This is a genomic window from Streptomyces sp. RG80, assembly GCF_040446465.1.
Taxonomy (GTDB): Bacteria; Actinomycetota; Actinomycetes; order Streptomycetales; family Streptomycetaceae; genus Streptomyces.
The window spans coordinates 572,664-599,015 of the sequence record NZ_JBEAAJ010000005.1; the positions used below are offsets into that span (position 1 = coordinate 572,664).

A 26,352-nucleotide genomic window follows, 5' to 3' on the forward strand; every position below is an offset into this window, starting at 1 on the left:
CTCAGGCCCCTACGGCCTCTCTTGACACTGCATCAGCTCGCTCCTACGTTGCGAAAACCTTTTAGGTCGTTTCGGCAAAGGGGAGATCCGATGCGAAGACGAACCGAGCCCCTCATCCAGCGCCTCCTGATCGTCCTGGCGCTCCTCGCCTGTTCCGTGGCCACCGCCACCCCCGCGCGCGCCGCGCAGACCATCGGTTTCCCCACCTTCAGCGGCCCCGCGATCCCGGCCCCGCCGGTCGCCCACACGCCCGGCGACATGATGAAGGCCATCTACGACGCGGAGAGTTCGGGCACCGACTTCTGGATGGACCGGCTGCTGGGCCGCTCCGGCGACGACCCGGCCGGTCCCTGGCTGATGAGCCGCGGACGAGCCCTGTTCATGAAGACCCACAACCCCGCGGTGCTCGGCTTCGGCGGCAACGTCGCCTACTGGGAGAGCGTCAACGACCAGAACGCCTACAGCGTCGCGATCAGCCCGGGCACCTTCACCGAACAGGTCTCCCAGCGGTGGCAGGCGCCCAGCCACTGGAAGAGCGTGCATGTCAGCGGCTCGATCGCGGTCACGCAGACCAAGTTCATCACCGACAACAACGTCGCGGTGACGAACCTGTCGATCAAGAACAACGGCAGCGGCTCCACCACCCTCCAGCTGCGGGCGACCTCGCCGTACGCCACCTCGGGCAGCGGCAGTGAGCTGACCGGCCAGGTCAACGCGTACAACAACCTGACCACGCTGCGCCCCCGGCTCACCGGCGACGGCTTCAGCGTCTCCAGCGGCGGCCTCAACCGCTCGGTGACCATCGCGGCCGGGGCGACGGCGACCGCCAAGGTCGTCATGGGCTTCGTGACCGACGAGATCCCCGCCTCGCTCACCGAGTACAACGCCTACGCCGGCTACTCCAACGCCACCGCCTTCGCGACCCACGTCCGGGCCTACAACCAGTGGTGGGCGCAGAAGGTGCCGTACATCGACGTGCCCGAGCCGGCGATCAAGAAGAACATCTACTACCGCTGGTGGCTGATGCGCTTCAACAACCTCGACGCCGACATCCCCGGGCAGACCTTCCAGTTCCCGACCTCCACCGAGGGCGTCCTCGGCTACAACAACGCGATCGCGCTGACCCAGCCGATGCACATCGACGATCTCAAGTACCTCCGTGATCCGTCCTACGCCTACGGGGACTGGCTGAGCGTCGGCCAGGTCTCCAAGAACGGCCGGTTCCTCGACAACCCGGGCGACCCGGAGAACTGGTCCAACAGCTACACCCAGTACATCGCCGAAGCGGCCTGGAAGAGCTACCAGATCCACGGCGGCCAGCCCGGCATCGCCGCCAACCTGGCCCGCTACGCCGAGGGCGACGTCAAGGGACAGCTCGCGTTCTACGACCACGACAACAACAAGCTCATCGAGTACGACTGGGGCGCCCTGACCGGCAACGACGCCGACGCCGTCTCCTTCCACTGGAAGCCCGGCAACATGGACCGCGCCGAGTCCGCCTACCAGTACAGCGGCGCACTCGCCGCCGCGCAGGCCTACGAGGCGATCGGCAACACGGCGAAGGCCACCGAGATGCGCACGCTCGCGACGCAGATCAAGGACGCGATCGTCAACGTGCTGTGGAACCCGGGCCGGCAGTTGTTCGAGCACCGGCTCAAGTCGACGAACGAGTGGGTGCCCTGGAAGGAGATCAACAACTACTACCCGTTCTCGGTCGGCGCCGTCCCCAACACGGCCACGTACAAGCAGGCGTTGCGCCTGTACGACGACCCGGCCCAGTACCCGATCTTCCCCTTCTACACGGCCAACCAGGTCGACAAGAAGGCGGCGGCCGACGCGGGCAACCCGGGCTCCAACAACTTCTCCACCATCAACTCCACCGTCCAGTTCCGGCTCTACTCCTCGGTGCTGCGCAACTACCCCAACTCCTGGATGAACGCCACCGACTACAAGAAGCTCCTGTACTGGAACACCTGGGCGCAGTACATCGGCGGCAACACCCAGTGGCCGGACGCCAACGAGTTCTGGGCGGACTGGAACGGCAGCTCGATCAACTACCGCTCCTGGATCCACCACAACATCCTCGGCAGCGGCAACTGGACCGTGATCGAGGACGTCGCGGGGCTGCGGCCGCGCAACGACGCCAAGGTCGAGCTCTCCCCCATCGACATCGGCTGGAGCCACTTCACCGTCAACAACCTCCGCTACCGGGGCGCCGACCTGTCGATCGTCTGGGACGACCCGGCCGACGGCGTGGTCCGCTACCCGGGCATCCCGGAGGGCTACTCGATCTACGTCAACGGCAGCCGCGCCGCGACCGTCAGCACCCTGGTGCCCTTCACCTGGGACCCGGCGACCGGTGACGTGACGACGAACGGCACGGTCACCCACCACACGGCGATCTCCGGGCTCAAGGCACCCACCCAGGTCGTGCAGGACAGCCCCCGCATGGTCGACATGCTCGCCAAGGCCGGCGTGGACCTCACCGCCGACCTGACCAACCTTGCCTCCGGAGCGACGGTGTCCGCCTCCCACACCGGCTCCGGCAGCACCACCGCCGGCGCGGTCGACGGCTACCCCGTCAACGAGCCCTTCTGGGGCGCCGGCGGCTCGCCCAACAGCCAGGACTGGTACGAACTCAACTTCGGCACCGCGCGCACGCTCAACGAGGTACGGCTGTACTTCAAGGACAGCCGCCCGGCCAGCGGCACCTACCGGGCCCCGTCCGCGTACAACATCCAGTACTACAACGGCAGTTCATGGGTGAATGTGCCGAGCCAGACCAAGAGTCCGGCGGCACCGCGCGCCAACTACAACCTGGTCACCTTCCCGGCGGTCAGCGCCCAGCGCGTCCGCGTCCTGGCCACCAACGCCTCCGGCGCCAAGACGGGCCTCACCGAGGTCAAGGTGTTCAACCGGGGCGGGGCCCAGCCACCGGCGAACCAGGCCGGGTCGGCCACCGCGTCCGCGTCGTACACCTCCCCGTGGGAGGCCGTCACGGCGGTCAACGACGGCATCGACCCGCCCTCGTCCAACGACACCGTCAACCCCCGCTGGGGAACCTGGCCGGAGACCGGCCAGCAGTGGGCCGAGCTGACCTGGCCGTCGGCCAGGAACCTCAACAAGGCGGAGATCTACTTCTTCGACGACGACCAGGGCATCGACATGCCGTCCGCCTGGAAACTCCAGTACTGGAACGGCAGTTCCTACGTCGATGTGCCCGGCGCGAGCGCCTACACGCTGACCAAGAACGCGTACAACAGCGTCACGTTCACCGCCACGAGCACCACACGGCTCCGGGTGCTGCTCACGAGCAACGGCACCAACTCCGTCGGCCTCCTCGAAGCAAAGGTGTACGGCCCGTGACCAGACCCAGACTCCTCCTGGCCCTGCTCGCCCTGCTCACCCTGGCAGCCGCCTTCCTCGTCGCACCGCCCGCCTCCGCCGCCGTCACCTTCACCTCGACGGCCGTGAACCAGACCGGCGGCAACTGCATCGACCTGCCGGGGAGTTCGACGACGGCGGGAACCCAACTGCGCGCGTTCACCTGCTCCTCCGGCGCCAACCAGAACCTCGTCTACACACCCGTCTCCGGGACCAGCGACACATACACCATCACCACCCAGTCCGGTCAGTGCGTGGACGTCTACGGCGCCTCGACCGCGGACAACGCCGCGATCATCCAGTGGCCCTGCCACAACGGCACCAACCAGCGGTGGCGGCTCGTCCCGGTGACGGTCTCGGGCACCGACAAGACGTTCAACCTGGTCTCCGTCAGTTCCGGCAAGTGCGTTGCCCCGAGCGGTGGTTCGTCGGCGTCCAACACCAACCTCGTGCAGCTGCCGTGCTCCGCCGCGAACGGCAGGGTCTGGCGGGTGCCCGGCTTCACCGGCGGCGGCACCACGCCCGGCACCTTCACCAACCCGCTCTCCCAGCACGGGCCCGACCCCTGGCTGACGTACTACGACGGGTACTACTACCTCGCCACGACCACCTGGAACTCGACGATCACCATGCGCAAGGCCGACACGCTCGCCGGTCTCGCCACCGCCACCGACCAGGTGATCTTCAACCTGACCCGGCCCAACGGGGCGGGCACCATGTGGGCGCCGGAGTTCCATCTGCTGGACGGGCCCAACGGCAAGCGCTGGTACTTCTACTACACGGCCGGACGGGAGCCGTACGACCTGGGCACGCAGCGCATCCACGTCCTGGAGAGCGCGGGCCTGGACCCGATGGGGCCGTACAGCTTCAAGGCCGATCTGCTCGACCCGACCCAGGACAACACCTGGGAGCTTGACCCGGGCATCCTCCAACTCAACGGTCAGCTCTATCTGTTGGGCACCTTCTACAACGGCTCGCAGCCCATGTTCATCCGCCCGCTGTCGAACCCGTGGACCGCGAGCGGTACGCGCCGCGTGCTCTCCACGCCGACCTACAGCTGGGAGACGGTGGGCGGGGCGGTCAACGAGGGCGCGGAGGTCCTCCAGCGGGGCGGCAAGACCTTCATCGTCTACTCCGCCAGCCACTGCTCCACACCCGACTACAAGCTCGGCATGCTCACCTACAACGGCGGTGACCCGCTGAACTCCTCCTCCTGGGTCAAGTCCCCCAACCCGGTCTTCCAGCGGTCCAACGCCAACGGCGTGTACGGGCCCGGCCACAACGGCTTCTTCAAGTCGCCCGACGGCACCGAGGACTGGATCGTCTACCACGCCAACAACTCCACGGGCGGCGGCTGCGACATGAACCGCACCACCCGGGCGCAGAAGTTCACCTGGAACGCGGACGGCACACCCAATTTCGGCACCCCGGTCGCCCTGGGTGTCCCGCTGACCGCACCCTCCGGGGAGTAGATTGTCGGATTCTGACCATCGGGAGTCGTCATCCGGCTCCATCCCGTGCGCTTCCTCCTCCTACGTTGGGATTCAGCCAAGAACACCCAGCCGGAGGAGGAGGCCATGGAGACGGGGACGGAGGCGACGGACACCGTCCGTACCTGGCTCGACGAGGCCGACCGGGTGCTCGTCGCGGCCGGCGCCGGTCTGAGCGCGGCGGCCGGTTACGACTACGGCGACACCGAGCGGTTCGAGCAGCTGTTCCCGGCGCTGTACCGGCTCGGGCTGCGTTCCCGCTATCTGCTGGGCGCGCCGCTGCCGGCCGACATGATGTGGGGCTACTGGGCCGTCCACATCGACGACATCCGCTTCGGCACCGACCCCAACCCCCTCTACCGGGGCCTGCGTTCACTGGTCGGGGACCGCGACCACCGGGTGCTGACGTCCAACGTCGACGGGCTCTTCGCCCGCAACGGCTTCGAGCCGGACCGGATCTTCACCCCCCAGGGCGACTACGGCCGGCTCCAGTGCACGGTGCCGTGCTCGCAAGAGACCTGGCCGAGCAAGCCCTTCCTGGACCGGATCCTCGCCGCGTACGACCGTGACACGGGACGCGTGACCGACCCGGCCGCCCTGCCCGTCTGCCCCCGCTGCGGCGCCGAGGTCTTCCCCAACGTGCGGGTGGGCCCCGAGTTCGTCGACGGCCCCTATCTGGCCGCCGGCGACCGGCTGACGCGCTGGCTGGCCGACGCGCCCGACGACGCCCGCCTGCTCGTCCTGGAGTTCGGGGCCGGATTCAACACCCCGGGTGTGATCCGGTGGCCGATGGAGAACATCGTGCGCCACACTCCCGGGGCACGTCTGGTGCGGGTGAATCCCGGCCACCCGGACGTCCCCGCCGACCTCGGAGCCCGCGCGCTGTCCCTGCCCTTCGGGGCGGACCGGCTCCTGCACTCGCTCACCGTGTAAGGAAGTGATCTGGACCATGACCGAGCCGACACTGGTGGTCACCGGAGCCACGGGCCGCCTCGGCGGCCTCGTCGCCCGACGCCTGGCCGAGCGGGACGTGCCCCAGCGGCTGCTGGTCCGCAGCCCCGAGCGAGCGCCGCGGCTGCCCGGGGCGACAGCCGTCCGTGGCAGTTACGGCGACCACGACGCCGCAGTACAGGGGCTGACCGGCGCGGAGACGCTGTTCATGGTGTCCGCCTCCGAGAGCGCCGACCGGCTCGCCCAGCACAAGGCCTTCGTGGACGCCGCCGTCGAGGCGGGGGTACGGCACCTCGTGTACATCTCCTTCTTCGGCGCGGCTCCCGACGCCACGTTCACCCTGGCCCGTGACCACTTCCACACCGAGGAGCACATCCGGTCCACCGGCCTCGCGTACACGTTCCTGCGGGACAACCTCTACGCCGAGTTCGTGCCCGATCTGGCCGGTGCCGACGGCGTCATCCGCGGCCCCGCCGACAAGGGGCGGGCGGCGTTCGTCGCTCACGACGACATCGCCGACGCCGCCGTCGCGGTGCTGACCCGGCCGGCCGAGCACGCCGGTGCCGTCTACGACCTCACCGGCCCGGAGGCCGTGTCGCTGGAGGAGGCCGCGGCCGTCCTGTCCGAGGTGCGGGGCCACAGCGTCACCTACCACCCGGAGACGGTCGAGGAGGCGTACGCCTCCCGCGCCTCCTACGGCGCCCCGCAGTGGCAGCTCGACGCCTGGGTGTCCACGTACACGGCCATCGCGGCAGGCCAGCTCGAGGGCGTCAGCGATGCCCTGCCCCGGCTCACCGGCCGCCCCGCCACGCCCCTCGCCGACGTCATCCGCGCGCTGCCGCCGCGCTGACAGGGAACCCTCATGCTGCCTCTGGCCGCCTACCGTGCCGCGATCTCCCTGGACGAGCCCTTCCGACCCTCGGTGCCCGCGCCGCCCGTCGACCGGCTGGACGAGCGGGTGCGCTCGGCGCTCGCCCTGCTCGGCACCGAACCGGGCGCCGCGCGGCTCGGGCTACGTGACCTCGGAGACCTGGACGCGGCGACGGCCCGCAGGGCGCTGCGCGCGTTGCTGACCGTCCGCCCGCCCGGCCCGCTGCCCGACGGCGCGCCGGAGGCCGTGGACGCGGTCCTCGGCGTGCAGCGCGCCCTGCGATCGACCGTATCCGTCGATCAACTCCCCACGCTCGGGCGGGAGTTCCCACACGGCGGCCGCTCGGTGTCACTGTGGCGGGGCGACATCACCGCCCTCGCGGTGGACGCGATCGTCAACGCCGCGAACAGCGCTCTGCTCGGCTGCTTCCAGCCGCTGCACGCGTGCATCGACAACGCCATCCACCACGCCGCCGGACCCCGCCTCCGCGACGACTGCCACACCGTGATGACGTTGCAGGGCACACCTGAACCGACCGGCACCGCGAAGATCACCCGCGGCTACCACCTGCCGGCCGGCTATGTCCTGCACACCGTCGGCCCGGTGATCGAGGGCCGGCCCGACGCACAGGACGCGGCGGCGCTGGCCGCCTCCTACCAGGCCTGTCTCGACCTCGCCGCCGAGGTGACGGCGATCCGGACCCTCGCCCTCTGCGGGGTGAGCAGCGGCGTCTTCGGCTACCCCAAGGACGAGGCCGCCGCGGTCGCCCTGCACACCGTCGCCGACTGGCTGGACGCCCACCCTGGCCGGTTCGACCACGTCGTGTTCTGCGTCTTCGGCGCCGACGACGAGAGCGCCTACCGACGCGCCCTGGGCGCCGGCTGACCGGCCCGGCCCCGGACCGCCTCGCGGAAGTCGATCGGTGACTCGCCGACCCGCTGGGTGAAGTACTTGCCGAACTGCGAGCCGTGGGCGAAGCCCAACTGCTCGGAGATCTGCGCCGCGGTCCGGTCGCTGTGCGCCAGCAGCCGCTTGGCCTCCAGGACGACCCGCCGGTCGACGAACTCCTTCGCGCTCACCCCGGCGCCGGCCAGCGCGGCCCGGGCGAGGGTGCGGGAGGAGTAGCCGAGCATGTCGGCGTAGTCCTCCACCCGCCGGGTGCGGGTGAAGTGCCGTTCGACCGCGTCCCGGAAGCGCAGGTACGTCTCGTCCGGAACCGGCGCCGGGCCGTCGGCCGGGACCGTGAGGTGGGCCAGCCGCAGCACGAGGACCGCCAGCAGATGCCGTAGCGCCGCCATGTGCACCTCCAGGGGCAGCCGGCCGAGCGCGTGGAACTCCCGGCGCAGATGCTCCGCGGCGAGGTCCAGGGCCTCGGTGTCCTCGGCGACGGGGGTGCTGAGGACGGGGGCGTGCGGGTCGTCCAGGCGGGCGGCCGTCGCGGTGGCCGCGTCCAGGGCGTCCTGCCGGAACAGGATCAGGGTGCCCTCGGCGGACGCCGGGGCGCCCCACTGCTGCACCTGCCCCGGGCGCACCCACAGCCAGGAGCCCGGCCGGAGGGTGTACCCGGTGAAGTCGACGGTGTGCCGGAGCTCCCCCGCGCGGAGGGTGAGCAGGTGGTGGAAGTCGGGGCGCTGCGGCCGGGCGAGCACGTCCTGCGGTGCCCGCCGACGCAGCTCGGTCAGGGACATGACCTCGACCCCGGCGGGCGTGCCCGCGGGCGCGGCGAAGGGCACGTCGGGAATGCCCTGTCGGTTTTTGACCACCATCGTCTTCCGAGTGTACGAGGTGCGGCGGCGCGGGGTCCGGTCAGCAGAACTCGGCCGAGACCACGTTCTTGCCGCCGCCCACCCAGTCGCCGTTGAAGTTCAGGGTGATCATGTGCCGGCCGTCCTTGGTGCCGAAGGACTGGGTGGAGGAGCCGTGGATGCCGCCGGAGTGGCCCCAGACCTTGACCCCGCAGGTCGTCTCGTACTCGATGAGTCCCAGGCCGTAGCGCTGGCGGGCCAGGTTGCCCTCGGTCGAGACCGTGGCCGTCATCTGCGCGAGCTGGGCGGGACGCAGCAACCGGCCGCCGAGGAGGGCGGCGTAGAGGCGGTTGAGGTCGGACGCGTTGGTGATCATCTCGCCGGCCGCCCAGGCCCAGGACGGGTTGAGCTCGGTCACGTCGTAGATCTTCCCGGGGTCCTCCGTGAACGTGGAGTAGTGCCGGGTGGGTGCGGGGACGTGCGGGTCGGTGCCGGGGAAGTACGTGGCGCGCATGCCGAGCGGTCCGGTGACGCGGCGCGCGATCTCCTGGGCGTAGGGCCTGCCGGTCAGCTTCTCGATGATCAGGCCGATCAGGAGGTAGTTGGTGTTGGAGTACTTCCAGGAGGTGCCGGGCTCGAACTGGGGCGGGTTCTGCAGGGCGAGGGCGATGACCTGGCGCGGGGTCCAGTCGTCGTAGCGGGTCTGGAGGAAGTCGATGCCGAGGACCTTCTTCGCGAAGGTGGCGTCCTCGGTGAAGTTGAAGATGCCGCTGGTGTGGTTCATCAGCTGCCGGACCGTGATCTTCGTCCCGTCGTGGCCGTTCCCCTGGACCAGACCGGGCAGGTAGTGGTCGACCGTGGCGTCGAGGTCGACCCTGCCCTCCGCCTGGAGCTGGAGCATGACGATCGCCACCAGCGTCTTGGTGACGCTGCCCGCGCGGAACCGGTCGCCGTTGCCACGGGGCTCCTGAGTGGTGCGGTCGGCGACTCCCGAGGTGCCCTTCCAGCCCCCGTGGGTGTCACGCACCTCGGCCACGACACCCGGGACGCCCGCCTCGACGGCCGCGTCCATGGCGGCCTGGGTGGCGGTGTGCGCGGGCCGGGGCGTCCCGGTGACCGCGGCCGCCGGTGTCGCCGGTGCCGTCAGCAGGGCCGAGCTCGCCGCCGCGATCGCTGTCACGCCCACCAGCGTCGTCCGTATCAGGCGTGTCGACATGTGCACCAACCCTCTCTCGGCATGCGGGGCACGCATCGTGCCCCGCACCCCTAACAGGCCGCCAACACACCGCCAACAGCGATGATGTGATGGCCGTGCAGTTGCTGACATGGGCGCGGCGATGGTGGCCGTTGGTGTCCGTGACAGTGATTCCGGTGAGTCCGGGACAGGGGTGTCGGTGAGGTTCTTGACGGGGGTGTCGGTGAGATTCGCGGTGCTCGGACCGGTGACGACGGTCGACGACGACGGCGTGGCCACCGCCCCCGGCGGGCCGAAACCCCGCGCGCTGCTGGCCGCCCTGCTCCTCGAACCGAACCGCACGGTACCCCTGGACACGGTGATGACGGCCCTGTGGGGCGAGGAACCACCACCCACCGCCACCGCCTCCCTGCACAACCACGTGGCCCGGCTGCGGCGCCGCCTCCACGACACCGGCGGCACGCGACTGCGCACCATGCCCCACGGCCTCCAACTGCGGGTCGACGAGGGCGAGTTGGATCGCGACGTCTTCGAAGCGCTGATACGCCGGGCCCAGGAGGCCCGCGGCCGGGAGGAGTGGGAGGCGGTGGAGCGGGACGCCGCTGCCGCGCTGGCACTGTGGCGCGGCACGCCGTTCGCCGACGTACCCGCCCTCGCCGACCACCCCGTCGTGGCCTTCCTCGACGAGCAGCGGCTACGGGCGCTCGAATGCCGCTACGAGGCTCTCCTGCACCTGGACCGGCTGGACGGGCTCGCCGCCGAACTCGGCGTCCTGGTCAGGGAGCACCCGTTCCGGGAGGCGCCGCACCGCCAGTTGATGCTCGTCCTCGCCCGCACGGACCGCCGCGCCGAGGCACTGGAGCTCTTCCGCTCGCTGCGCCGGACCCTGGTCGAGGAACTCGGCGTGGAGCCGGGCCCTGCGGTCCAGGAGGCACATCGGGAGGTACTGGCCTCTCCGTCGACCCGGACGAGACCAGCACGACTGTCTCAACTCCCGGCGTCTCCAGCAGAGTTCGTGGGCCGATCGGATCAGATCACCGAGATCCGTACGGCGCTGGAGTCCTCTCGCCGACGCACCTCGCTCGCCGTGATCAGCGGTATGCCCGGCGTGGGCAAGACGGGCCTCGCCCTGCACATCGCGGAGCAGCTGCGGGACGCGTTCCCCGACGGACAGCTCTATCTCAACCTGCACGGCGGCACGCCCGGCGTGGATCCCGTCGAACCCGTCGACGCGCTCGCCGTCCTCCTGCGCGGCCTCGGCGTGGACGCGCGGCGGGTCCCGGACGACCCCGCGGCCGCCTCCGCCCTGTTGCGTTCCCTTCTCGCGCCGACCCGGACGCTGCTCGTCCTCGACGACGTGGCGTCGGTGACCCAGGTACGTCTCCTGCTGCCGGCCGGCGCCGGCTGTGGCGTACTGCTGACCAGCCGACGTCCCCTGGCCACCCTGGAAGCCGCCGCGCACGTCCGGCTCGAACCGCTCTCCCCACGGGACGGCGCCCTCCTGCTGGAACGGGCCTCGGGCCGCTCCTGGACCACGTCCGACGCGGAACCGGTCGCCCGGCTGGTGGCACTGTGCGGCCGTCTGCCCCTGGCCCTGCGGATCTCGGCGGCCCGCCTGAAAAGCCGGCGGGCCCTTCCGGTGAAGAAGCTCGCTGACCGCCTCGCCCGCCAGGAGGACCGTCTGGACCACCTCGAACTGGAGGATCTCAGCGTGCGCCGGTCCCTCGGAGCCGCCCACGAGGCACTCCTGGGTTCGGGCGACCCGCGCGACACCGACGCCGCCGCGGCCCTGGTCCTCGTCGGCGCGCTGGACCTGCCCGAGTACAGCGCACCGCTGCTGGCCGTCGCCATGGACCGAGCGGAAGCCACCGCCGAACAGGCTCTGGACCGACTGGCGGAGGTGGCCCTGCTCCAGGAGCCGGCCTGGGGCCGCTACACACCGCACGACCTGGTCCGCGACTTCGCCCGCGAACTCGCGGGCGGACGGGACAGGTTGGACGGACCGGGCGGGCCAGGCGGGCCAGGCGGGCAGAAGACACTGGAGAGGCCGGAGGGACAAGCCCGGAACGCCGAGGCGGTCGAGCGCGCCCTGCGCTGGTACGAGGAGCGGCTCGCCCACTGCGCGGCGGCCCTACGGCCGGAACCCGGGCCTGTCGAGGGCCGCGGCATCGTGAGCCAGGGGCACCTCGACCACTGGGCTGAGCCGGGCGCCGGATGTATCGACGGCCGGCCGGACACACCCGCACCCAGCCAAGCCAGCCAGCACCCCCACCCCCACACTCGCCCCCACCCCCACGCTCACCGTCATCACCGCGTCGCGCGCCGCCCCGCCACCGACTTCCCCAACGCCGCGGAGGCCCTCGCCTGGGCCGACACGGAGGTGGCGAACCTCCTGCACCTCGCCGGTTCCGGTGCGCACGGCCGGTTGGGTCCGGCCCGCACCCTCGACCTGATCAACTCCCTGTTCCCCTACCTCCACGACCGCGGCCGGGCAAGGGAACTGGAACGGCTCACCCGGCACGCCATCGCCCTCGCCAGATCCAGCGGCAACACCGCGGCCGAGGGACGTGCGCTGGGCCACCTCGCCTCCGCGCACTACTCGGCCGGACGCCTCCGCCAGGCACTGCTGCTCCTGGACGAAGCCGTGGACTTCAGCGAGCACCTCGCCGACGACCTGGCCCGCATGCGCCACCTCGGCAACCGAGCCGCGTTGCTTCGCGAACTCGGCGAGGCCGCCGAGGCCCGGTCGACGCTGGCCCGTTGCCTCGCGCTGCGCCCCGAGCGCCTCGCCCCCGGTGAGGAGGCGAAGCTCCTCGGGCACCAGGGTCACGTGGCCGAACTCACCGACCCGCGCTCGGCCCTGACGTACCACCGCCGCAGCGGTGAACTCGCCCGGCGGGCCGGCAACGCCGTGATCGAGCAGATCGCCCTGTGCAACGCGGGCCGTACCCACCTCGACCTCGGCGAGCCCGCCCGGGCCCTGCGGAGCTTCGAGGAGGCTCTCCGGGTGATGGCGTCCGGCGGACCGCACTGGAACGCCGAGCGCGAGACCCGCCTGGGTCTGGCCGAGGCCCTGCGGACGCTGGGCCGCCTGGACCAGGCGGAGGAAACCTGCATGGCGCTGCTCCGGGAGACACTCGCCCGCGGCGACTCCTACGGCCGCGGCCTCACCGAGTACGAACTCGGCCACGTCCTGAGGGCACGCGGCGACGAGCGGGCGGCCCGCCGCCGCTGGCAGCACGCGCTGTCCGCCCTCGCCGGGACGGACGCGCAGATACTCCCCGACCTGCGCGCCCTGACATCCGGCCCGCTGCTCACCGCCGACCTCTGAGGGACCGACGGGCGGAGTACACGGTGGTCAGGACAGACGGCGGTCAGGACAGTCTGACGAGCAGCACTCCAGGCGTACGCGGGAGCGACACCCGCAGGGCGTTTCCGTCCCAGAGCGCGGCACCGGCTTCCGGGCCGGACGGGTGGAGCACCTCCGCGCGCACCGCGCGGCCCGCCAAGTGCCCGAGCGGCAGCCGCAGTTCGGTCGAACCGCCGCGGCGCCAGACCGTCACGTAAGACGGGCCGTCGGGCACGCGCATGCCCAGCGCCAGCCACTCGTCCGTCCACCCCGGCAGGCCGAGCGGCCAGAACGGCACCGCGCCCGCGAGGTCCCCGCGGATCGCCTTGTACGTGTCCATCGCGTCCCGGACGAGGCCGAGTTGGTGCTCCGACATCCGGTCCAGGTGGCCCGACAGATGCACCCGGCCCAGCAGCGCGCCACCCAGTGTGAAGGAGATCAGCGCGTCGTCGAACTCCGGTTGCGGGTAGGCCCAGACGGCGCCCTGCTCGGGCGGGACGGCGGTCGGTGCCGAGGCGGCGATGGGCGGGTAGCGCAGGGGGTCCTGCTGGTCGCTGGTGGACTGGAGCTGGGCGACGGCGAGGGTGGCGCCGTCCGTCCGCATGCCGCCCGAGGCGCAGTTCTCCACGACCAGGCCGGGGTGGCGGTCCAGGACCCCGGACAGCCAGTCCAGGTAGGCCTGGGCGTGGCCGAGGAGACCGGCGCCGGGTGCGAGGTCCCCGGGGGCGACGGTGCCGGGGGCGATCACGATGTTGTAGTCCAGCTTGAGGTAGCCCACGCCCCAGTCGCCGACGATCCGGTCCACCGTCTTGTCGAGGTGTGCGCGGGCCGCCGGGTGGCGCAAGTCGAGCTGGTGGCGGCCCTGTTCGGCGAGGCGGACGCCGTCGCGCTGGAAGAAGGCGTCCGGTGGCAGCGCGGCCGCGACGGGGCTGCGCACGCCGACGACCTCCGGCTCCAGCCACAGTCCGGGCACCATGCCGCGTTCCCGGATCCGGTCCAGGACCTTGTGGATGCCGCCGTCGGGGAAGCGGCGCGGTGAGGGCAGCCACTCGCCGACGCTGTCCCACCAGCCGTGGGCATCGTCGTCGTACCACCCGGAGTCGACGCAGAAGTACTCCGCCCCGGCCTCGGCGGCAGCGTCGATCAGGGGCAGCAGCTTCTCGGTGGTCGGGTCCCCCATCAGCGTGTTCATGTAGTCGTTGAAGACGACCGGGAGTTCGACGTGGTCGGGGTGCGGCCGGCGGACGGCACGGCGGTACGAGGTCAGCGCGCCCATCGCCGCGTCGAAGTCGGCTCCCAGGGCCAGGACGCCCGGGACGGTGGTGAACTCCGCCTCCGGCTCCAGCCGGTCGCGCCACTGGTGTTCCGCGTCCGTGGGCCCGTTCAGTGCCAGGTACGTGCCGCGGGCCCGCTCCCCCAGGTCCCAGCGCCAGCCGGCCGGGGATTCGACCTGCCACAGCCAGGTCCGGCCGTCGCCGCGGTCCGTCAGTGCGCCCATCGACAGATGGCCGTCGGTGGGCCAGCTGCCGCGCCCGGTGAGGGCGAGGGCGGCCCGGCTGTCGTGCTGATGGACGTCGCCGCCGATGTCGGCGACGGTGGCGCGCAGCGGCTCGGTGTACCAACGGCACTCCGCGAGCCAGTCGTTGCGGGCCCGGTGCACGTCGAGGGCGTCCGGTGAGGGCAGCCCGGCGAGCAGCAGACTGCTGACGGACTGGATCACCAGGGGCTCGGCACCGTCGTTGCGCAGCCGGACCCGGGACCGCAGCACCGGCAGGCCGACGGGCGAGGTGAGTTCGACGTGGGCGGTCAACCCGGTGTCCTGGTCGTGGAGTTCGACGGTCAGCCACTCCCAGTCGTCGCGACGGCCGGCGCGGTGGGCCCGGTAGCGCAGGTGTGAGCCGAAGGCCGTGCCGGTGAAGCGCGGGCCGGACCAGCCGCTGCCGTGGCCGAGGGCGGTCAACTCCACCAGCGGCAGGGCGGATTCGGGGGCCACGCGGTCGCCGGGGGCGCCGAGCCGGACCAGCCGCAGCGTCCCGTCGGATGCGGTGGCGAACTCGGCCTCCAGTGCCGGATGCCCCCAACTGAAGCCCTGCGCTGGTGCGTTGGATGCCTCGCCCGCCTCGTCCGCCGTACTGGTCAAGGTGCCTCCCCTTCCGACCAGGCTCCGCCCCCACGTCAAGGCGGCCCGCGTGAATCCGTCGTTACGGTCTCTTGACGACGGTGATGTGACCGGTCACAATCCTCGCATGAATGTGACCGGTCACACAAGGCGCTCCCCGAGCATCCGGGACGTCGCGACGGCCGCCGGGGTCTCGTACCAGACCGTCTCCCGGGTGATCAACGGCCACCCCAGCGTCAGGCCCGCCACCCGGGAGCGGGTGCTGGCCGCCATCGGCGACCTGGGCTTCCGCCGCAGCGCGACCGCGTTGGCCCTGGCCAGCGGCCGCACCCGGGCCGTGACCGTGCTCACCGCCAACACCACCCACTACGGCTACGCCTCCATCCTCCAGGGCATCGAGGAGGCCGCCCGGGCCGCCTCCTACTCGGTCGGCATCAGCGTCCTCGAATCGGCCGACGAGGCCGCCGTCGCCACCGAGGTGCAGCGCGCGGCGGACACGGGCGGCGGCCTGATCGTGATCGCCTACGATCCGGCCGGTGTCCGGGCGCTGGGCGCCGTTCCCGCCGAACTGCCGGTCGTCGGCGTGGTCGAGACCCCCGCGACCCCACCCGGCGGCGACCGCCCCTGGGTGTGGACCGACGACCGTGAGGCCGCCTACGAGGCGACCCGCCATCTGCTCTCCCTCGGGCACGAGACCGTGCACTATGTCGCCATCCCGTCCAGCACCCGCCGCACCAGCGCGCGGACCAGCGGCTGGCGGCAGGCCCTCAAGGAGGCCGGGGCGCCGGAAACCCGTCCCGTACAAGGGAGTTGGGGGCCGGCGGGAGGTCACGCCGCCGGACTGAAGCTGGCGCGGGACCCGGCCGTCACGGCGATCCTGTGCGGCAACGACGACCTCGCGCTCGGTGTGCTGCGCGCGCTGCACGAGGCCGGCCGGTCCGTCCCCGGCGAGGTCAGCGTGGCGGGCTTCGACGACGCCCCGCACTCCGCGTATCTCACCCCGGCCCTGACCACCGTACGCCTGGACTTCACCGGGCTCGGGCGGTCGGCCTTCGCCCTGCTGCACGGGGTTCTGGAGGAGTCCGCGCAGATCGCCCCGCACCCCGTCTCCGTACCGGAGCTGGTGGTGCGGGAGAGCTCGGGGCCACCGCCGACCGGCCACTGAACTCCGCTCAAGAGCACCGCTGTTCTGCGTCCTGCTTCCTGAACCGCCCGTTCGCGAAAGGCACGTGATGAAGACGAGAGCTCTCCCCGCCCTGGCGCTGATATGCGCCCTCGGCCTGGCCGCCACCGCGTGCAGCGATCCGAGTGCCGGCGACTCCGGTACGGACGCGAAGCAGACGGCGGTCGACCCGACCGCCCGGCTGGACGGCGTGAAGCTGACCATGTGGACCGCGCAGAACACGGTCAACGCCCCCAAGCAGGTCATCGACGCCTTCGAGAAGGCCACCGGCGCCGAGGTGGAGACCCAGGCGATCCCGGACCTCTACGAGCAGAACGTGCCGACGAAACTCGCCTCCGGTGACCGCCCGGACCTGATGTTCTGGCAACCGTCCATCTCCACACTGCCGTTCATCCAGCCCAAGCAGAACCTCCTCACGCTCGACGGGGAGGACTGGGTCTCCCGGCTCGGCGACACCGAGCGCTCCCTCGGTGTCATCGACGGCAAGCGGTACGCGGCGATCGTCACCAGCCCCGCCATGCTCGGCGTCTACTACAACAAGGACGTCTTCCGGCAGGCCGGCCTGAGCGAGAAGGACTTCCCGAAGTCCTACGACGAGCTCCTGGCGCTCGGTCACAAGGTCGTCGACAAGACGGACGCCGCCGGCTTCTACGAGGCCGGCGGCGACAAGTGGCCCTTGCAGTGGCAGATGCAGCTCCAGCTCACCGACCTCGACCAGCAGTGGTGGACGGGCCTGAACCGGAACAAGGAGAAGTGGACCGACCCGGTCGTCGTCGGCGCGATCAAGAAGTACAAGGACAAGCTCCTGGGCGCCGGACTGGCCCAGAAGAACTACCGCACCGGTACCTTCACCGGCCAGGCCGACGCGCTGTGGAAGGGCGAGGCCGGGATGGTCCTCAACGTCACCTCCTTCCAGAGCCAGTTGCAGGCCAAGTACTCCACCGCCGAGATCGACAAGAAGATCGGCTGGTTCCCGGTCGCCAACTCCTCCGCCACCGGGCTCTATTCGCCCGACCAGACCAACGGCGTCGTCGCCTTCAGGACCGGTGACGACAAGCGGCAGAACGCGGCCCGGCAGTTCATGGCCTTCTGGCTCGGGCCCGACTACGCCGACTACATCAAGGCGATGAAGATCCCGTCCGTGCAGCCCTCGGTGCCCACCCCCGACGGACTCCCCGAGACCTCCAAGGCCCAGGTCGCGGCCCTGCCCAAGGCCATCGGCGTCTTCCAGGCCAAGGCGATCGTCGCCCCGGACACCCACCTCTACCTCGCCGACATGATCTACGGCAAGAAGAGCCCGCAGCAGGTCGCCCAGGCGATCCAGGACCAGTTCGCGCAGGTGGCCAAGGCACAGGCCGCGCCCGGCTTCTAGACCACACGGGGCTTCTCGATGGCCGACACCGCCATACGCACGCACCAGCAGAAATCCCCGCGGAAGGGACCCGAGCGGGTGGGCCGGCTGCCGCGCGCCGCCGTGCACCACCCCTGGTGGTTCGCGCTTCCGGCGATCGTCGTCTTCGCGGGCTTCTTCCTGCTGCCCAACCTGCTCAACTTCTACTACCCGTTCACCAACTGGTCCTCGTACCACCCGGACATCGCCTTCACCGGCCTCGACAACTTCAGGACCATCGCCGACGACGGCTCCCTGCTGCGGGCGATCCGTACGACCCTGCTGTACGCCCTGCTGGCCGCGCTGTTCCAGAACGGCTTCGGGCTCGTGCTGGCCCTGCTGCTGGAGGCGGACACCCGGTTCAACCGGTTCTTCCGCGCCGTCTTCTTCCTGCCGGTCCTGATCTCGGCCCTGGCCACCGGCTACATCTTCCAGGCCCTCCTCGACCAGGACGGCGCCGTCAACTCCGTACTGGGCACGGACATTCCATGGCTGGGCTCGACGACCTGGACCCTGGTCCTGGTCACCCTCGTGCACGGCTGGAAGTGGATGGGCCTGGCCATGCTGATCTATCTGGCGGGCCTCAAGGGCATCCCGGGCGACATGCTCGAAGCCGCCCGCATGGACGGCGCCGGACCGTGGCGGACCTTCTGGTCGGTGCGCTGGCCGATGCTGGCGCCGGCCGTCACCTTCAACGTCACCACGGCCCTGATCGGTTCGATGAACACCTTCGACATCGTGCAGGCCACCACCGGCGGCGGGCCCGCGGGCTCCACGGAGGTCTTCAACATCTACATGTTCCGGATCTTCGGACAGGGCCTGTACGCCCAGGCCTCGGCGATGAGCCTCGTCCTCTTCCTGGTCGTGGTCGCCGTGGCGGTCCCGCTGGTCGTGGGCCTGAGGCGAAGGGAGCAGATGCTGTGACGCCGGTCTGGAGATACGGCCGCCCGGCCCTGGTGATCCTGCTCGCCGGCCTCGCCGTCGGCGTCCCCCTGTGGCTGGTCGCCGTCACCTCGGCCAAGCCACAGGCGGAGGCCATCAGGCCCAACCTCGATCTGCCGAGGCACTGGCAGCCCGCCGACAACTACGCGGACGCCGTCAGCCAGGGCGAGATGCTGCGCGGGTTCTTCAACTCCCTGCTGGTCGTGGTGCCTTCGGTGCTCCTCGTGCTGCTGCTCGGCGCGGGCGCCGCCTGGGTCTTCGCGCGCCGCAAGTCGAAGCTGGTCGCGGCGGCGTACGCGCTGTGCATCAGCGGACTGCTGTTGCCGCCCGCCGTCATCACCGTCGTGATGGAACTGCGCCAGCTCGACCTGGCGGGCACCCGCCCCGGGATGATCGCCGTCTACACCGGCATGTACCTGTCGACGTCGATCTTCTTCATGACCGGCTTCATCCGGGCCATCCCCATGGAACTGGAGGAGGCCGCACGCATCGACGGCGCCGCCCCCTGGCGCATCTTCGCCCGGATCGTCCTCCCGCTGCTCCGGCCGGTGATCGCCACCGCGACGATCATGGTGATGCTCTACGCCTGGAGCGACATCTTCTACGCGTTCTTCGTCCTCGGCGGCGGAGACCGGGCGACCCTGCCGCTCAACCTCTACCAGGTCGCCAGCGCCCAGCTCTACCTCAACAACTGGCATCTCGTCTTCGCGTACGTCGTGGTGATGAGCCTGCCGATGGTCGCCGTGTTCCTCGTCGGCCAGCGAAAGATCGTGTCCGGAATCACCAGCGGAGCCGTCAAATGACCGGAGGTCCAACCGCGTGATCACCCCCACCCGCACGAGATCCCGAACCGCCGTGCTCGCGGCCGCACTTGGAGTAGCCGCCATGGCAGCCACCCTCCCCGCCACCGGGTCCGCGGCAGCCGATGCCGTCGAGCCCCAGCGCCTCACCGTCGACCTCGCCGCCTCCGAGGGCCCGGTGATGCGCGGCGCCAACGGCGCGCTGTACGGGCTCAGCGACGACGGGGTGCCCAGCGACGCCGCCCTGGCGCCGCTGAAGATCACCAGCATCTCGCAGAAGCCGGACGGGGGCGCCCAGCACCCCAACGGCGACGCCATCGCCGTCTCGAAGTCGTTCTTCAGGAACGGCGGCGGCGAGATCAACGTGATGATGCAGGACATCTACGCCAAGTGGCCCTACGAGAACCTCGGCATCGACGACTACCTCCCCAAGGTCGACAAGATCACCAAGGAGATCGCGGCCGACCCGAACAGCGAGCGGTTCGTCTACATCCCGTTCAACGAACCGGACGCCATCTGGTACAAGCTCAACGGTCCCCAGGCGGAGTACGAGGTCGAGCGCGACCGCTTCCTGGAGCACTGGAAGACGGTGTACCAGCGCATCCGCGCGATCGACCCGGACGCCCGGATCGCCGGCCCCAACGAGACCGGCTACTACCCGCGCTTCCTGCGGGACTTCCTCGCCTTCGCCAAGCGCGAGAACGTGCTGCCCCAGATCATGACCTGGCACGAGCTGAGCTCCGGCTCGCTGCGCGACTTCCAGGGGCACTACGACAACTACCGCGCGATGGAGCGGGAGTTGGGCATCGGCCCGTTGAAGATCAACATCGACGAGTACGCCAACCGCCGCGACCTCTCCGTCCCGGGCCAACTCGTGCAGTGGGTCTCGATGTTCGAGAGGAACAAGGTGTACGCCAACCAGGCGTACTGGGACGCCGCCGGCAACATGGACGGCAACGTCGTGCGGACCAACATCCCCAACGGCGGCTGGTGGTTCTTCCGTTGGTACGCGGGCCTCACCGGCGACACCGTGAAGGTGACCCCGCCGCAGGCCGACTCCATCGACACCCTCCAGGGCCTCGCCTCCCTCGACACCTCGCGCCGCCAGGCCCAGGTCCTGCTGGGCGGCTCCGCCGGCGACGCGGACGTCACCGTCCGGAACGTCCCGCGTTCCGTCTTCGGCCGCACGGTCACCGCGACCGTCGCCGAGGCCGCCTGGTCCGGCTACGAAGGACAGCACGCGACGCCTCAGGTCCTGACCCGTACGAAGGTCAAGGTGGCCGCCGACGGCACGGTGACCGTTCCGCTGCGCGGCCTGCACAAGATGTCGGCCTACCGCGTCGTCCTCACCCCGGCCGGCACCGGCACCCCGGCCGCCGCGTCCGTCCCCTGGTCGGCGTCGTACGAGGCCGAGGACGCCGCCATCACCGGCGGCCAGGTCTACACACAGGGCACCGTCAGCAACGCCAACGGCTACGCCGCCTCCGGCACCAAGGACGTCGGCTCCCTCAACACCGCCGCGTCCAAGGTCGACTTCACGGTGTCGGTGCCCGAGGACGGCACCTACGACCTGGCGATCCTGTACGGCAACCAGTCCGGCGCCCCCTCCACCCAGAAACTGTCCGTCGACGGCGGCACCCCGGTCACGGTGACGTATCCCTCCACCGAGAACTGGACCTACCGCGCCAAGAAGGACGTCACCGTCGAGCTCACGGCCGGCACCCACGTCCTGACCCTCGCCAAGGGCGACGCCGAGGTCACCCTGGACCGCGTCGACCTGACCACGCGCACCGGAGCACCGGCCGCGCGCTACGAGGCCACGCTGGCGGACATCAGCGGGCAGCCGTCGTACGACTACTCCTCCTCGGCCGGGGTGGGCACCGGCGCGCTCGTCCTGCGCAAGGGCGACAAGGCGGTCTTCGACGTGTACGCCCCGCGCGACGGCTACTACACGGTCGTACCGCGGACGTCGGCGGCCGTGAACCTGGCCCTGCACGGGGAACGGGTCGCGGCGGCTCCGGGCCGTCCGCTCCGGCTGTACCTGGTGGCGGGCAACAACCGTGTCGCGGTGACCGCCGGGCACGCCGCCGTACGGTCCCTCGACGTCTCCGGCACCGGCTCCACCTCGGGCACGCTCTCCTACGAGGCGGCCACCGCGACCCTGACGGGCGGCGCCCGGCTCGTCGACTCGGCCCACGCCTCCGGCGGCTCGTACATCGGCAGCCTCGGCAACAGCCCCGACAGCACCGCCGAGTTCACGGTGACCGCGCCCCGCTCCGGTCGCTACCTGCTGGTCGTCCACTACGCCCACAACGACCGGCGCGACAACGGCCACGCCTACAACACGGACATCATGTCCCGGACCGCCGACATCACGGTGGGCTCCGCGGACCCGCGCAAGGTCACCTTCAAGAACACCTGGAGCACGGACGACTACTGGACGCTGGGCGTCCCGGTCGACCTGAGGAAGGGCTCCAACACCGTGACCTTCGGGAACACGAGCGCCTGGGCGCCGGACATCGACCGTGTCGAGCTGGGCCGGGTGGTCGGCCTGTCGTAGCACGCGGGGCCGAAGCCGTCCCGCCCCACGCTGTACGGGGCGGGACGGCTTCGGCCCGCATTCCGTCATAGGCTGCGTCTCGCGGGTGAGGTGAGGAGCGGGAGGCCAGGAGGCCGGTATGGCGGATACGACGGTGGCCGAGGTGATGGCCGAGCTGGCCGCGCTCGAGGACCCGAAGGCACGCGCGGTGAACGAGCGGCACGGCGACGACCACGGGGTGAACCTCGGCAAGCTGCGCGCGCTCGCGAAGCGGCTCAAGACCCAGCAGGAGCTCGCCCGCGGGCTCTGGGACACGGACGACACCGCGGCACGGCTGCTGGCACTCCTGATCTGCCGTCCGAAGGCGTACGAACGTGACGAGCTGGACGCCATGCTGCGCCAGGCGCGCGCACCCAAGGTGCACGACTGGCTCGTGAACTACGTGGTGAAGAAGAACCCGCACGTCGAGGAACTCCGTCTGGCCTGGTCCGCCGATCCCGACCCCGTGGTCGCGAGCGCCGGCTGGGCGCTGACCGTCGACCGCGTCGCGAAGAAGCCCGAAGGCCTCGACCTCTCAGGACTCCTCGACGTCATCGAGGCGCGGATGAAGGACGCCCCGGACCGTTTGCAATGGGCGATGAACCACTGCCTCGCCCAGATCGGCATCGACCACCCCGAGTACCGCGCGCGTGCCCTGGAGATCGGGGAGCGTCTGGAGGTGCTCAAGGACTACCCGACCTCCCCGGGCTGCACGTCCCCGTACGCGCCCACGTGGATCTCCGAGATGGTGCGACGGAGGGGTGACGGCGGCAAGACGATGGCCTGATCCGCGCCTCAGTGCCCGTTCTCGTCCCGTCGGCAGTGCAGGAACAGGTGCGGTTCGGGCCCGGCGCCCGGGTGGTCCGGGGTGAACGTGAGGGCGTGCCGGGACAGCACCGTCAAACCCGCCGCCTCGACCATGGCGACGACGTCCGCCTCCGCGAAGCTCGTCGCGCGGACCGGAAGGCCCATGAAGACCACCTCGATGTCCTCGACGTCGGCGGGGACGGTGGCCAGCACCAGATGGCCCCCGGGCTTCAGCGCCAGGGCCAGCCTCCGCATCAGGGCGGACTGCTCGGCGCGGGCCATCTGGAGCAGCGAGAAGAACACGCACACGCCGTCGAACGAGGCGGGCTCCAGCGGGAGTTCGCGGATGTCCGCACAGCGGAACTCGGCCTCGGGCACCTGGCGTGCGGCGAGTTCGGCCATGACCGGCGAGACGTCGACGCCCAGCACGGAGTGCCCCGCCTCCACGAGCGCGGCCGCGGTGGGGCGCCCGGTGCCGCTGCCCACGTCCAGGGTTCGCGCGGCCGGGGGCAGGCTCCCGATCAGCCACTCCAGCGCGGCCAGGTGCGCGGGGGCGTGCGCGAACGCCTTCTCGTAGTCGGCGCCCAGCGCGTCGAACAGCACTGCTGCGGGCGGTAGTTGGTCCTCGTGCTGCACGTCGGTGTCCCTTCGCTCGCCGGCCTGCATCGTCGCACCCGGCGTACGCGTGCCACAACGCCCGCCCGGTGCGCGTCCCGGGCGGCCCGGCAGGGGAGAATGAGGGCCACACCCAACGGTCGACCCTTGCGGAGGAGCGGGAAAATGCAGGACGCGCGAGCGGGGCAGGTCGCAGGGCCCGGGGACCTCATCGATGTGGCCCGTCTGGTCACGGCGTACTACGCGCTGCACCCCGACCCGGCCGAGCCGGGGCAGCGGGTGGCGTTCGGGACCTCGGGGCACCGCGGCTCGTCCCTGGCGGCGGCGTTCAACGAGGACCACATCGCGGCCACCAGCCAGGCCATCTGCGAGTACCGCGCCGCCCAGGGCACCGACGGCCCCCTCTTCCTCGGCGCCGACACCCACGCCCTGTCCGAGCCCGCGCGGATCACGGCGCTCGAGGTGTTCGCCGCGAACGACGTGACCGTCCTCATCGACGAGGCGGACGGCTACACCCCCACGCCGGCGGTCTCGCACGCCATCCTCGCCCACAACCGCAACCGCGCGTCGGCCCTCGCGGACGGCGTGGTGGTCACCCCCTCGCACAACCCGCCCGCCGACGGCGGCTTCAAGTACAACCCGCCGAGCGGCGGACCGGCCGGCTCCGAGGCGACCTCCTGGATCCAGGACCGGGCCAACGAGATCATCACCGCCGGCCTCAAGGACGTACGCCGCATCCCCTACGCCCGCGCCCTGGCCGCCCCCGGCACAGGCCGCTACGACTTCCTCGGCACCTACGTCGCCGACCTGCCGAACGTGCTGGACCTGGAAGCGATCCGGACGGCCGGAGTGCGCATCGGCGCCGATCCGCTGGGCGGCGCCTCGGTCGCGTACTGGGGCCGGATCGCCGAAGAGCACAGCCTCGACCTGACGGTGGTCAACCCGCTCACCGACCCCACCTGGCGTTTCATGACGCTGGACTGGGACGGCAAGATCCGCATGGACTGCTCCTCGCCGTACGCCATGGCCTCGCTCATCGAGCAGCGGGACCGGTTCGACATCGCCACCGGCAACGACGCCGACGCCGACCGGCACGGCATCGTCACGCCGGACGGGGGCCTGATGAACCCCAACCACTATCTGGCGGTGGCGATCTCGTACCTCTTCTCCCACCGGGAGCAGTGGCCCGCGGACGCGGGGATCGGCAAGACCCTGGTGTCGTCGAGCATGATCGACCGGGTCGCGGCGGACGTCGGCCGGCAGTTGGTCGAGGTCCCGGTCGGGTTCAAGTGGTTCGTGGACGGCCTGTCCGACGGGAGCCTCGGATTCGGCGGTGAGGAGTCGGCGGGCGCGTCGTTCCTGCGCCGCGACGGCTCGGTGTGGACCACCGACAAGGACGGCATCATCCTGGCCCTGCTCGCCTCCGAGATCACGGCGGTCACGGGGAAGACCCCGTCGCAGCACTACGCCGAGCTCACCGACCGCTTCGGCGCCCCCGCCTACGCGCGCGTGGACGCTCCCGCCTCCCGCGAGGAGAAGGCGCTGCTCGCCAAGTTGTCCCCGCGCCAGGTCACCGCCGACACCCTCGCCGGCGAGCCGGTGACCGGCGTACTCACCGAGGCCCCCGGCAACGGCGCCGCCCTCGGCGGCATCAAGGTCGCCACCGCCAACGCCTGGTTCGCCGCCCGCCCTTCGGGCACGGAGGACGTCTACAAGATCTACGGGGAGTCCTTCCTCGGCGCGGACCATCTGCGGCAGGTCCAGGAGGAGGCCAGGTCCGTGGTGCTGACGGCACTGGGCGGCTGACGGCCCCGCGGAACTGACGGCCGTGGGTGACTGACGTCGCCCCGGCCGGGCGCCCCTCGCCGGATGTGTCGCGTTATGCGGTCACGTGCTGGTCACATCTGCGCAGGGGCGTCACACAGACTCCACACACGCTTTCGAAAGCCTCGCTACCTTTGCTCGCGGCTCGATCATCCGGGCGTACGTGAACACAGGAAGACCGCACATGGACTACTGCTCCACATGCCGTCGGCATCTCAACGGCGCCCTGGTGTGCCCCGGTTGCGGCGCCTACGCCCCGGACATCGCCCCGCTCGCCGTGGGATCGCCCGCACCGGCACCCGAGACGGGCGCGACGACATGGCAGGCCCCGGCAGCCCGCCTGTGGCAGGACAGGGACGCGGCTGCCGAAGAGGCCGGCGAGGAACCGCAGGAACTCCCGCACGACGGCCCGGACGCCCCGTCCCTGTCGCCGACGGGCCGGGCGGCTCGGCGGCGTCAGCGGGAACGCTGGAAGAAGACCCAGCGCAGGGCCCTGGTGGCCACCGCGGTCGCCCTGGTCGGCGGTGGCCTGACCGTCGCCTCGATGGACCGCCAGTCCACGGACAGCACCCAGGCGGCCTCCGCGCCGGACACGGAGACCATGGGCATCGCGGAGAAGCCGGCCACGGACACCGTTCCGTCGGCGTCGACGCCGACCGGCAAGCACCGGGCCAAGGACACCTCGTCCACCGCCCACTCGTCCACGGCGAACGCCCCGCACGAGCAGTACGCCACCACCCCCCAGGCCACGCCGACGACACCGGCGGCCGGGCAGGACGGCGTCGCGGATCCCGTGACCCGGACCATATCCACGGCCGAAAAGCAGGCCTCCACCACGGTCTCGGACACCACGGACACGGTCACGGAGACGACGGCCTCCCCCACCCCCTCCGCGACCGACGGCACCGACACCTCCGGCACGGACACGTCGTCGACGACCCCCTCCTCGTCCGACACGTCCTCCTCGTCCTCGGCGACCTCGCCCTCGGGACTCTGCGTGCTCGGAATCGTCTGCATCAGCTGACCCACGCACCCCCAGCGAGAAACCCGGCGCACGGCCGCATCACCACGCGGCCGTGCGCTCCTTCGTGGCGCCCCGACATAGTGGC

Annotated in this window: 18 protein-coding genes; 14 read left to right on the top strand and 4 right to left on the bottom strand. The window is 71.0% G+C overall.

The features are described from left to right. The first annotated feature begins 90 nt into the window (after positions 1-90). The 5 genes from ABKA17_RS20330 to ABKA17_RS20350 all read left to right on the top strand — a co-directional run bounded on the left by ABKA17_RS20330 (position 91) and on the right by ABKA17_RS20350 (position 7,581). Entirely contained in the window at positions 91-3,366 is a 3,276-nt protein-coding gene (locus tag ABKA17_RS20330; protein ID WP_353693521.1) for a galactose-binding domain-containing protein, read from the top strand. Continuing rightward, positions 3,363-4,856, top strand: coding sequence for a family 43 glycosylhydrolase (locus tag ABKA17_RS20335; RefSeq protein WP_353693522.1), 1,494 nt, complete (start codon positions 3,363-3,365; stop codon positions 4,854-4,856). Before ABKA17_RS20330 ends, ABKA17_RS20335 begins: the two co-directional genes overlap by 4 nt. Positions 4,857-4,961: 105 nt before the next feature. Further along, the gene (locus tag ABKA17_RS20340) at positions 4,962-5,807 is read left to right on the top strand and encodes an SIR2 family NAD-dependent protein deacylase (protein ID WP_353693523.1); all 846 of its coding nucleotides are present in this window, start codon (positions 4,962-4,964) and stop codon (positions 5,805-5,807) included. Between the two features lie 16 nt (positions 5,808-5,823). Beyond that, a complete protein-coding gene (locus ABKA17_RS20345; RefSeq protein WP_353693524.1) occupies positions 5,824-6,675 on the top strand; it encodes an SDR family oxidoreductase in 852 nt (283 codons plus the stop codon). A gap of 12 nt (positions 6,676-6,687) precedes the next feature. Continuing rightward, positions 6,688-7,581 carry a protein-ADP-ribose hydrolase gene (locus tag ABKA17_RS20350; RefSeq protein WP_353693525.1) on the top strand — a complete coding sequence of 298 codons (894 nt, stop codon included), beginning with the start codon at positions 6,688-6,690 and terminating at the stop codon, positions 7,579-7,581. On the opposite strand, the gene ABKA17_RS20355 is transcribed toward ABKA17_RS20350, so the two are convergent. After that, positions 7,554-8,462, bottom strand: a complete 909-nt coding sequence (locus ABKA17_RS20355) for a helix-turn-helix domain-containing protein (protein WP_353693526.1) — start codon at positions 8,460-8,462, stop codon at positions 7,554-7,556. The genes ABKA17_RS20350 and ABKA17_RS20355 overlap by 28 nt on opposite strands. A 40-nt stretch (positions 8,463-8,502) precedes the next feature. Continuing rightward, positions 8,503-9,657: a serine hydrolase domain-containing protein gene (locus ABKA17_RS20360; protein WP_353693527.1), complete on the bottom strand. Its 1,155-nt coding sequence runs from the start codon at positions 9,655-9,657 to the stop codon at positions 8,503-8,505. Positions 9,658-9,859: 202 nt separating this feature from the next. On the opposite strand from ABKA17_RS20360, the gene ABKA17_RS20365 reads away from it, so the two are divergent. Further along, positions 9,860-12,967, top strand: coding sequence for an AfsR/SARP family transcriptional regulator (locus ABKA17_RS20365; protein ID WP_353693528.1), 3,108 nt, complete (start codon positions 9,860-9,862; stop codon positions 12,965-12,967). A 43-nt stretch (positions 12,968-13,010) separates the two neighbouring features. Here the strand turns inward: ABKA17_RS20365 and ABKA17_RS20370 are convergent, their stop codons facing one another. Further along, positions 13,011-15,125, bottom strand: coding sequence for an alpha-galactosidase (locus ABKA17_RS20370; RefSeq protein WP_353693529.1), 2,115 nt, complete (start codon positions 15,123-15,125; stop codon positions 13,011-13,013). 106 nt (positions 15,126-15,231) lie between these two features. On the opposite strand from ABKA17_RS20370, the gene ABKA17_RS20375 reads away from it, so the two are divergent. The 6 genes from ABKA17_RS20375 to ABKA17_RS20400 all read left to right on the top strand — a co-directional run bounded on the left by ABKA17_RS20375 (position 15,232) and on the right by ABKA17_RS20400 (position 22,784). Beyond that, positions 15,232-16,269 carry a LacI family DNA-binding transcriptional regulator gene (locus tag ABKA17_RS20375; RefSeq protein ID WP_353693530.1) on the top strand — a complete coding sequence of 346 codons (1,038 nt, stop codon included), beginning with the start codon at positions 15,232-15,234 and terminating at the stop codon, positions 16,267-16,269. 67 nt (positions 16,270-16,336) lie between these two features. After that, positions 16,337-17,659: an ABC transporter substrate-binding protein gene (locus ABKA17_RS20380; protein WP_353693531.1), complete on the top strand. Its 1,323-nt coding sequence runs from the start codon at positions 16,337-16,339 to the stop codon at positions 17,657-17,659. An 18-nt stretch (positions 17,660-17,677) separates the two neighbouring features. Next, entirely contained in the window at positions 17,678-18,601 is a 924-nt protein-coding gene (locus ABKA17_RS20385; protein ID WP_353693532.1) for a carbohydrate ABC transporter permease, read from the top strand. Further along, complete coding sequence (locus ABKA17_RS20390) at positions 18,598-19,422, top strand: carbohydrate ABC transporter permease (RefSeq protein ID WP_353693533.1); 825 nt, start codon at positions 18,598-18,600, stop codon at positions 19,420-19,422. The genes ABKA17_RS20385 and ABKA17_RS20390 overlap by 4 nt, the downstream gene beginning before the upstream one ends. Before the next feature lie 82 nt (positions 19,423-19,504). After that, a complete protein-coding gene (locus ABKA17_RS20395; RefSeq protein ID WP_353693534.1) occupies positions 19,505-21,979 on the top strand; it encodes a CBM35 domain-containing protein in 2,475 nt (824 codons plus the stop codon). A 118-nt stretch (positions 21,980-22,097) separates the two neighbouring features. Beyond that, on the top strand, positions 22,098-22,784 hold the full coding sequence (locus tag ABKA17_RS20400; protein ID WP_353693535.1) for a DNA alkylation repair protein: 687 nt from the start codon (positions 22,098-22,100) through the stop codon (positions 22,782-22,784). Between the two features lie 8 nt (positions 22,785-22,792). Here ABKA17_RS20400 and ABKA17_RS20405 read toward each other — a convergent pair whose 3' ends face one another. Next, a complete protein-coding gene (locus tag ABKA17_RS20405; RefSeq protein WP_353693536.1) occupies positions 22,793-23,470 on the bottom strand; it encodes a class I SAM-dependent methyltransferase in 678 nt (225 codons plus the stop codon). A 114-nt stretch (positions 23,471-23,584) separates the two neighbouring features. Here ABKA17_RS20405 and pgm point away from each other — a divergent pair, with 114 nt between their 5' ends. Next, positions 23,585-25,225 carry a phosphoglucomutase (alpha-D-glucose-1,6-bisphosphate-dependent) gene (gene pgm, locus ABKA17_RS20410; RefSeq protein ID WP_353693537.1) on the top strand — a complete coding sequence of 547 codons (1,641 nt, stop codon included), beginning with the start codon at positions 23,585-23,587 and terminating at the stop codon, positions 25,223-25,225. A 181-nt stretch (positions 25,226-25,406) separates the two neighbouring features. Next, a complete protein-coding gene (locus ABKA17_RS20415) occupies positions 25,407-26,267 on the top strand; it encodes an SCO2400 family protein (RefSeq protein WP_353693538.1) in 861 nt (286 codons plus the stop codon). Positions 26,268-26,352: the final 85 nt, after the last annotated feature.